This window comes from Mesorhizobium sp. B1-1-5 (genome assembly GCF_006443065.1).
In the GTDB taxonomy this organism is placed as follows: domain Bacteria; phylum Pseudomonadota; class Alphaproteobacteria; order Rhizobiales; family Rhizobiaceae; genus Mesorhizobium.
Genome location: NZ_VFWS01000199.1, coordinates 1 through 5,239, shown reverse-complemented (window position 1 = coordinate 5,239; position 5,239 = coordinate 1). Strand labels below are relative to the sequence as shown.

The window sequence follows — 5,239 nt, the reverse complement described above, 5'->3', positions numbered from 1 at the left end:
CGCTGGCGTCGTCATCCACGGCGACTCTCCATCATTACATCGACAATCTATCATCGACGCAGCAACTGCTCTGAGGCTGTCGAGATTCAGGTCAGGCCGAGTCGAAAATGGTGGGTTCCGAGAACCGGCCTACGCCGGCCATAGCCTTCGTAGAGCGGCGACGCTTGTGAGGGCTTCGGCCGGCGAAGGCCGGAGCGGAGCGTACTTGAAGTACGTGAGCACCGGAAGCGCAGGAAGCCGCCATTTGCAGACCGGCATGACCTGAATATCGACTGCCTCAGGGGACGAGATGCTGGAACGCCGCAACCACCTGCTCATAGACCTTACGCTTGAACGGCACGATCAGGTCGGGCAGCTCCCGCATCGGCCGCCAGGCCCATTCATCGAACTCAGCCTTATGGCCACCGGGCGGCGGATTAATCTCGATTTCGCTTTCGTCGCCCTCGAAGCGGTAGGCGAACCATTTCTGCGTCTGGCCGCGATAGCGGCCCTTGAAGGCGACGCCGACCAGATGCTCCGGCAGGTCGTAATTGATCCAGCGCGGCGCCTCGGCCAGCAGCGACACGCTGCGCATGCCGGTCTCCTCGTAGAGCTCGCGCCCGGCGGCCTCGATCGGCTCTTCGCCCTTGTCGATGCCGCCCTGCGGCATCTGCCAAAGCTGCGTCGTGCCGGCAAACTCGCTGTCCGGTTCGGCGATGCGGTGCCCAACCCAGACCAGGCCTGCTTTGTTGAGGATCACCAGCCCAACGCACGGACGGTAAGGCAGCGTTTCAGGATCGGTCTTCTTGGCCATGGGTCAGCGTTTCCAGCCGTCTTTGAGAATGGAGTTCGGCGAGGCGGGTAGGGTTAGCCCTTTTGCGGATCGATCGCCACCGCCGAGATCGGCACGATCTCGAGGCCGCGCTTCTTCGCTTCGGCAATCCACGACGTCACCGTGTCGACGGTGATATCGAAGGCCGAACCGATGCCGACGGCGCTGCCCTTGGCCCGCGCCGTCGCCTCCAGGCTGTCCAGCTTCTTGAGGATTTCGCCGCGATCCTGCACGGCATCGATCGCCGTGTCACCGGCGACGAATGGTACGCCATCCTTCAATGCCAGGTCAGGCGCCACACTGCGCGATGACGAGCCGTCATCGATATAGGCAAGCCCCCGCTTGCCGAGCTCGGCCATGAACGGTTCCATCGCCGAAACGTCGCCCGAGAAGCGGGCGCCCATATAGTTCATGACCCCGGTATAGTTCGTGGTCCTGGAGAGCGCCCAGTGCAGGCTCTTCAGGTTCTCGTCCGGGCTGGCCGACACCGTCAGCGTGTTGCGGCCCGGATTGACGTTGGGATAATCAAACGGCTCGAGCGGCACCTGCATGACGATCTCATGCCCGTTCTGCCTTGCCGCCTGCATCCAGCGGCCGATGCTGTTGCCTTGCGGCGCGAAGGCCAACGTCACTTCGGCCGGCAGCTTGGCGATCGCCGCCTGCGTGCCGGTCTGCGAGACAGCGAGCCCGCCGATGACGATCGCCACCCGTGCCCCGCGCGCGCCCGACCAAGGCCGGGCATAGACATCGAAGGGCCGCCGGCCGTCGGCGCCGCGTATCGGCAGCGGTCCAGTGTCGCCGGCCTCGATCAGCGCCCTGTCCGGGATATGGGCGACCTTCAGGTTCTGGCCGAGCGTCGACGGATCGCGAATCACGATCGCGGCCTTCGGCGGGCCGTCGCCTTCTTCGGTCTGAACGTGGATGATCTGCGGCCCGCCGCTCTTCATCGGCGTGCTGGCCTGTGGCGCCGCCGCCGCCATCGGAGCCGGCGTAGGCGCCGGCGCCGCTGTCGCCGCAGGAGCAGCCTCGGCGGTGACCTTCGGCGTGGAAACGGCGACTTCTTCCGGCTTGCGGAACGGCCTTTCACGCAGCGCAATCGCGCCGGAAACACCGATCACGCCAAGCACGGCCAGCACAGCGACGAGCGAGCCGGAGCCGATGCCGCGCGAGGCCTTGCGCTGAGGCCGGATCGTCTGTCCGAGCGGGCGTTCGATGTCCTTGCCGATCTCAGCCAAGTCGTGTTTCCCCGGAAGTACGCCAGGGTCACTTTTTCGTGACATCTCGCGTGAACTTCGCAATCGCCGGCGCGATACCCAGACGCGTGGCGCCCCAACCGCGGTCCCCGAATCAAACTGCCGGAACCTCGCGGCCCCGGCAGCATTGCATTGCTTCGCGCAGCCGGCCAGAGCCGGACCGCATTACTGGTTCATCACGGCCTTGTCCGGGTTCGGCGGGAACGACGGATCGGTCTTTTCGCCGCGCAGCAGCTGCTCGGCATAGATCAGCTGCAGGTCGTTCTTCGGATCCGGCGGCACATAGGCGGCCGAGCCCGAGCCGGTGGAGCTCTCGTCGGCGCCCTTGATGTGGCCCTTGAGGTCGGATTCACCGCGGGTCAGGTCGCGGCCCTGCAGATCCGGGGGCAACGGCTGGTCGACCTTGATGTCGGGCGTGATGCCCTTGCCCTGGATCGACTTGCCCGACGGCGTGTAATAGAGCGCCGTCGTCAGCCTGAGCGCGCCGTTCTCGCCGAGCGGGATGATGGTCTGCACCGAGCCCTTGCCGAAGGACTGCGTGCCGATCACCGTGACGCGGCGCAGGTCCTGCAGCGCGCCGGCGACGATTTCCGAGGCGCTCGCCGAGCCGCCATTGACCAGCACGATCATCGGCTTGCCGTTGATGTCGTCGACCTGCTTCGGCTTGGCGTCGAAGCGGGTGACGTCCTTCGGATCGCGGCCGCGCGTCGAGACGATCTCGCCGCGCTTGAGGAAGGCGTCCGACACGCTGACCGCCTGGTCGAGCAGGCCGCCCGGATTGAGGCGCAGGTCGAGCACATAGCCCTTCAGCTTGTCGTTCGGCACCTGCTTCTTGATGTTCTCGATGGCGTTCTCGAGATCGTCATAGGTCTTCTCGGTGAAGGAGGTGATCTTCATGTAGCCGATGTCGTTCTCGACCCGGTACTTCACCGCCTTGACCTTGATGACGTCGCGAACCACCGTCAGCTCGATCGGCTTGTCGGCGCCCTGGCGCAGGATGGTGAGCTTGATCGGCGTGTTGACCGGCCCGCGCATCTTCTCGACCGCGTCGTTGAGGGTGAGGCCGCGAACCTCCTCGCCGTCGATCTTGGCGATGTAATCGCCGGAAAGCACGCCCGCCTTGGCGGCCGGCGTGTCGTCGATCGGCGTGATCACCTTGACCAGGTCGTTTTCCATGGTGACCTCGATGCCGAGGCCGCCGAACTCGCCCTTTGTCTGCACGCGCATGTCCTGCGCCTGCTCGGCATTCATGTAGGAGGAGTGCGGGTCGAGTGAGGACAGCATGCCGTTGATGGCGTTCTCGACCAGCGATTTGTCGTCCGGCGGCGTCACATAATTCGCGCGCACGCGCTCGAAGATGTCGCCGAAGATCGCCAGCTGCTTGTAGGTTTCCGAACCCGCAGCATTCGCCGCCGAACCCGGTGCACCGTAAACCAGGCTCATTGCCGATGCGCCCATCAGCGCGCCGGCAAACAGAAGCGACAGTTTCCGCATCATTTCACGTCCTTCCAGAAAATCGGTCCGCCCACCATGGGGCCGGATCGACGGGTTTTCCATCCTTGCGGAACTCAACATAGAGTTCCAGCGCCGCATTTCCATTTCGCGAGGCCGAGGTGCTTGCCACCCGGGCCTCTCCCATCGCGCCGATCGGCTCTCCTGCGAGCACCGACTGTCCGGTCGCTACGCTGATTCTGCTCATCCCCGCCAGAACGACATGATACCCGTCGCCTGCGTTGAGGATCAAGAGTTGACCATACGAGCGAAACGGCCCCGCATAAAGCACGTTTCCATCCGCCGGCGCGGTGACGATGGCTCCCGATTGTGTCGCAACCATGTCGCCTTGCATCGCCGCGCCATTGCCGTCGTCGGCGCCGAAACGCAGCTTGATCTTGCCGATGACCGGCAACGCGATCTGGCCTTGCAATGCCGAGAACGGCGCCGATCCCGTGAGACGGTTCGCTTCCGGCACCGGCAGCGCGGCGAGCTCGGTGGTCGAGGCCGTGGTGTCGTTGTCCGTCGATTTGCGCTCGCCCGCCTTGGCCTGGTCCTGCGCCTTGCGCGCCTTGTCGGCTTCGAGCGAGACGATCAGGTCCTTGAGGCTGCTCGCCTTCGCCGCCAGCTGCTGCGAGTGCTGCTGTTCGGCCGCCATCGCGGCCTGGGTGTCGGCCTGCAGTTTCTTCTTGGCCTCGAGCAGCATGGTGAGTCGCTTCTTCTCCGCCGTCTGGTCCGTGACGGCGGTGGTGAGCCTGGCCCGCTCGGCCTCGATCGAGGCCGTTACACGCGTCTGCTCCTTGAGGTCGGCCATCAGCCGGTCGGTCTGCTGGCGCAGTTCCGGCACCACCGCGCCGAGCAGGATGGCGCTTCGCACCGACGACAGCGCATCCTCGGGCTTGACCAGGATCGCCGGCGGCGGATTGAGCCCCATGCGCTGCAATGCGCCGAGCACTTCGGCCAGCACGTCGCGCCGCGCCATGAGCGAGGCGCGCAGCTTTTTTTCCTCTGCCTTCAGCCCTTCGAGCTTGGCGCCGATGTCCTCGATGTCCTGACCGAGCTTCTGCTCCGTCATCGCCGACTGGATGAGCGCTGCGGTGATCGAAGCATAGTCCTTGCGCACCGAAGCGATGTCGGCGGCGAGCTTGCCCAGCCGCTCCGACGAGAGCGTGATCTCCTTCGAAACCTGCTCGTATTCGGCCCGGCTCTGATCCGGGTCGGGCGCAAGGTCGAGCGAATTTTCGGCCGCCCGAACCGGCCCGAGCGCGACCAGGGCGGCGACAAGGGTCAAGCCGCAGCGGCCGCGCCAGGCGCGCGTAATCGGAGTCCAGCCTTCAGACATCAGGCCTCTAACCTATCCGCCGCTTCGTTAACGAACCATCAACCATGTTGGAAGCGCCGCTCAGAGCAATTCCAGGAAAAGTGTGTACGGTTTTCCGTCCCGGAATTGCGTAAGCACAATAATGACCGTGATGTCGCGCCATTGAGGCGGGAATCTGGATAGCCATGTGTCTCCTGGTTCCCCGACACAGGGATTTTGAAAGGTTGCCGTTTGTCTCGGTGCAAGATTTTCCGTTCATTTCCGTGAAATCAGTGCAAACGCCGGAGATTGGTTGAAGCCGCCCGATCTCGTCATTCTATGGCGGAGCAAGGAGCGAAGCGACGCGCGCAGACCCTGGAATCC

Annotated in this window: 4 protein-coding genes; all 4 read right to left on the bottom strand. The window is 64.5% G+C overall.

Translation table 11 applies throughout. The features are described 5' to 3' along the window. Positions 1 to 277: 277 nt before the first annotated feature. A complete protein-coding gene (locus FJ980_RS29180; RefSeq protein WP_140547098.1) occupies positions 278 to 793 on the bottom strand; it encodes an RNA pyrophosphohydrolase in 516 nt (171 codons plus the stop codon). A gap of 53 nt (positions 794 to 846) precedes the next feature. Further along, entirely contained in the window at positions 847 to 2,046 is a 1,200-nt protein-coding gene (locus tag FJ980_RS29175) for a divergent polysaccharide deacetylase family protein (RefSeq protein ID WP_140547097.1), read from the bottom strand. Positions 2,047 to 2,229: 183 nt separating this feature from the next. Further along, positions 2,230 to 3,561 (bottom strand): S41 family peptidase, encoded by a 1,332-nt coding sequence (locus tag FJ980_RS29170; protein WP_181181333.1) that lies wholly within the window; start codon positions 3,559 to 3,561, stop codon positions 2,230 to 2,232. Between the two features lies 1 nt (position 3,562). After that, entirely contained in the window at positions 3,563 to 4,897 is a 1,335-nt protein-coding gene (locus FJ980_RS29165) for a murein hydrolase activator EnvC (RefSeq protein WP_140547096.1), read from the bottom strand. Positions 4,898 to 5,239: the final 342 nt, after the last annotated feature.

Coding starts and splice junctions, on each gene's coding strand:
- FJ980_RS29180 (WP_140547098.1), bottom strand. CDS start 793: ATGGCCAAGAAGACCGATCCTGAAACGCTGCCTTACCGTCCGTGCGTT.
- FJ980_RS29170 (WP_181181333.1), bottom strand. CDS start 3,561: ATGATGCGGAAACTGTCGCTTCTGTTTGCCGGCGCGCTGATGGGCGCA.
- FJ980_RS29165 (WP_140547096.1), bottom strand. CDS start 4,897: ATGTCTGAAGGCTGGACTCCGATTACGCGCGCCTGGCGCGGCCGCTGC.